This window comes from Bartonella sp. CL63NXGY (assembly GCF_042194905.1).
Classification (GTDB): domain Bacteria; phylum Pseudomonadota; class Alphaproteobacteria; order Rhizobiales; family Rhizobiaceae; genus Bartonella.
Window position 1 is genome coordinate 1 of the sequence record NZ_JBHINK010000040.1, and the last position, 3,740, is coordinate 3,740.

Below are 3,740 nucleotides of genomic sequence, written 5' to 3' on the forward strand. Positions count from 1 at the left end.
AAATCACCCCCTACTTCCATTTCTACACGCTCTCCAGAAACCACGGCGCCTGCCAATGTGGTGTTTGCCCCACTCGTTGTGTGAACTGTGCCGATGCCAATAATATGGCTGTTCTTCTGGTGAACCTCCTCACTGGAACCCTTGCCTTTACCAAAAGAAGCATTCCCCATCCACCCTGTACCACCGGTACCATAACTATACCCAACATTCATTGAAGCGCTTTGCGTGTGGTTTTGTGTGCTTTGCGTATTTTGCGCACTTTCAAAAGTGATATCTTCACCTGCTCCCATGGTGATATTTCCACTCTGTTTATCATTGCTTTGCATCGGGTTTGTGCCGGCAATAATATCGGCTCCAACACCATGGATGCTGCCTTTGTGGGCTTGCATATTAACAGCGCGTCCTGCTTCTATTGTACCTGTTACCGCGGTAGAAGTCTGAACAGAGGCTTCTGCCTTCTCTGTCTTAAAGCCCACGGTTACGCTAGCAGAAACATCAGCAATATCACGAATAGACTGTTTAAGGTTTCCACCCTTCATCTCATTATAAAGACCTTTGCCTTTGCTATAGAGATCATAGCCTTTTAGACTAGCAATAAGACCATTGCCGATTTTGTGTTTTGTATCCCCATGACCAAAACGTTTGACTGCATCCTTTACATCTTTTACTGTACCAAGAATGCCCACATTGACAGAGCCTGTCACACCAGCAAAAGACTTTTCATGCTTTTCTTTTGCGTTAGAGGTATCATAGCTTTCTGATAGGGTGATATTATTGCCGGCATCAATGTTGACATCACGATCCGCCGAAACAATGGCTGCTTGCATATTCACATCATTGTCAGCAGTAATCTGCACATCTTGGCGTGCCGTGATGTGTGATTGTGTGGAAGTATTTTCCCATTGATCGCCCGTATCTTTGGCGCTTGCAATTCCAACACCTACAGAAGCACCGCTGTTGCTCTTTTCAAACTGAATGCCAAAGCCTGTACGTTCTTCCTTTGAGCTTGAGGAATGGCTATTATGACCAACAAGCACATTCACATCATGCGCTGCCGAAAGATTAATATTCTCACCTGCAAGATCAGAGCCAACAATTTTCACATCTTTTTTCTTGGCAGTGATGTTGATCGTGCCATCCGCATTGAGAGAAGAGCCTTGATGTTCAAAACTCTCTTCATTTTCTGTCTTTCCCTCACTCCCGTATATCGACACAAAGCCCTTTCCTGATCCCACACCAAAACCTGTTTCATGCTCCTCTGAATGGCTTTTATGGTGATCTGTCATGCCATCAATCGTCACACTTTCTCCGCTCACATTGATATCTTGACCGGAAAGAAGATGAGAAGCAGAAATCTTGGCTTCTCCTTGTGCGTCTAACACGATGTTGCCCGTCGCCCCAAGGATAGAGGAAACCGTTGTGGTATGCGATTGAGATGTATCGGAAGATTTCTCATGCAAAAAGCCACTTGATGACGATTGTGCTTGCTGATCCAAGTGTTCTTGGGCGCCTTTGATGACAATCTTTCCCCCAGAGTGAATGGTAATATCCGCTTGTTTCTGTTCTCCTGGTGCTTTCTCTCCTGACGTTTCCTCTGCCTTACCGGCTACGAGCGTCGAGGCTACAACTTCCGTGTTGTTTCCGGAATCAATGGCAATGCCTTCACCCCCTGTTATGCTTGACCCCACAACTTGGCTCACATCCATCTTGTTATGCTCAGATTTACTGCTACTAAACACCCCACCGTCTTTATGGTACGACATCTCATAATGTAAGCTATCCTCTGCATTATTGATCAGGACATCGTTGCTGGCTTTCAGCCCTACCTTGCCATCAGCCGCAATGGAACTGCCTGTGATGCTAAGATCATGTGGTTTGCCATCCTGCCCTGCAATGACAGTGGTGTCACCTCCCGATTTTATCGAAGATCCAACGGCATGAGAGGCTTGCATATCCACTTTCGTGTTTTTGGTGCGAAGATGATACTCCATCTCATCGTTTCTCACCCCTATTGTTATCTCCCCTTGGGCACCAAGACCAACATTGCCCTTGGCATCTATATCGGAAGCAGCAATATGGATATCTTGACCTGAGATGACAGTGGTCTCTTTTCCAGAACTTAAATGAGAGCCATTGTGCAAGGCAACATGAGATGTTTGATCCCCGCGATGGCTATTGGCACTGTTGCGTGTGGCATCAATCGAAACATTCCTCTCAGCTTGCAAGAGAAGTTTATCCGTTGCTTGAACATCAGAGCCTAGAATATTCAAATCTTTTCCAGAGAGAAGTGTCGTTGAGCCTCCAGAGTTGACTTCTGATTTATGATGCATGGTAGCATCACCGTGTTCATCATGGTAATGGGTTTCTGCTGAACCAATCGTCAAGTTGCCTTCTTCTGTAGCCATGGCAAGATCACCTCCGGTAGTGATCCCCACCCCTGAGGCGGTAATATCTTGTTTGGCAATCACGCTCGCATTACCCCCAGCAGAAAGCGCCTCGGTGTTTAAAACGGTCTCCACGCCGTCAACCGTTGTGCGCCCTGCATCTAAACGAATATTCTTCTCCGCAAGGAGAACAGCATCCCCACCCGCCGCAAAATGCCCCCCTTTACTAAAAATATCCCCTCCATGCACATGCAATTGGTGGTTTGCTGCAATCCGCCCTGAATTAGTTATTGTGGAATTGCTCGTATTTTGGCTGGTGATATTGACATCATCGCCCATGATCAAAGCCCCAGCAGAAACAAAGGAGGCTCTGTCTTTTTCAGGGATGTAAAGCACCGGTGCGTAAACATCCATGCCCTTGACCTGTTGGCGCACATAAATCACCATCGGGGCTTCTAGGGACGCCAATTGTTCTTCACTCAAAGCCTCACCAAAGGGGAGATTGTGTGCTTTTGCATAGTCTGCCCCACCATCTAGCAAGGTTTTGACTTGTTCAATGGCATCACTTCCAGGAATAAAGGAACCTTTGCCCAAACCTTGACCAACCAGATCACGCATTTGTTTCTCAATCAGCTGCTTTTCAAAATATGCATCGCCTAAGAAAAAAATCTCTCTGTCAGGATTGTAGCCAATTCTGTTCAAATAATAGGCTGAGCCATAAAACTTGCCAACATCAAGGAATTCTGCTCTAGTTTCATAAATGAAATTTTGATTGGGCAGCGTGCCCCCAACACCCCCCGATTGGGGTTTTGGTAAAGGAAGCCCCTCAGAAAGTTCCCCCGCATTATTGAGATCCACTTTTGGTGTAAAGAGAGCACCAGCCCCGGTTAAACCACTTAAGGACTCCAGTGGATTGCCTCCAGCCGCTTTGGCTTCAAAATGCGCATCCCCTGTAATCGAACCTTCCGCTGCCGTGTTATTGAGTTGATCGACCACCATATTTAAAGTGCCACCCGCTTGGACAAGACCAGGAACACTCTCCAAAGCTTCTGAACCAGTATGGCGATCCTTGCCATTGGCTATATCTAAAGAAACATCGCGGCTTCCATCAGCTTTATAGCCATAACAATAACCATCCTGCGTATTGGCATTACAACCCAGATAAGTTTTTTTATAAGCTGTTGCCCCCAAATTGGTGAGCACACCAGCGTGGATATCGGCATTTCCCCCTGCTCTCATAGAGCTATAATGGTTGTCAATGGTATCAGCGTTAATGATGAGGTTGCCACTAGATTGTATTACCCCCGAAACAGTTGGTTTATGAGAAAATGCTTGTGTGACAGTCTTTTCTGTCAT

1 protein-coding gene is annotated in these 3,740 nt (G+C 46.3%); it reads right to left on the reverse strand.

The features are described from left to right. Positions 1–3,740 (reverse strand): hemagglutinin repeat-containing protein (locus tag ACFIK0_RS08880; RefSeq protein WP_375663850.1); only part of this gene is annotated, 3,740 nt, incomplete at both ends.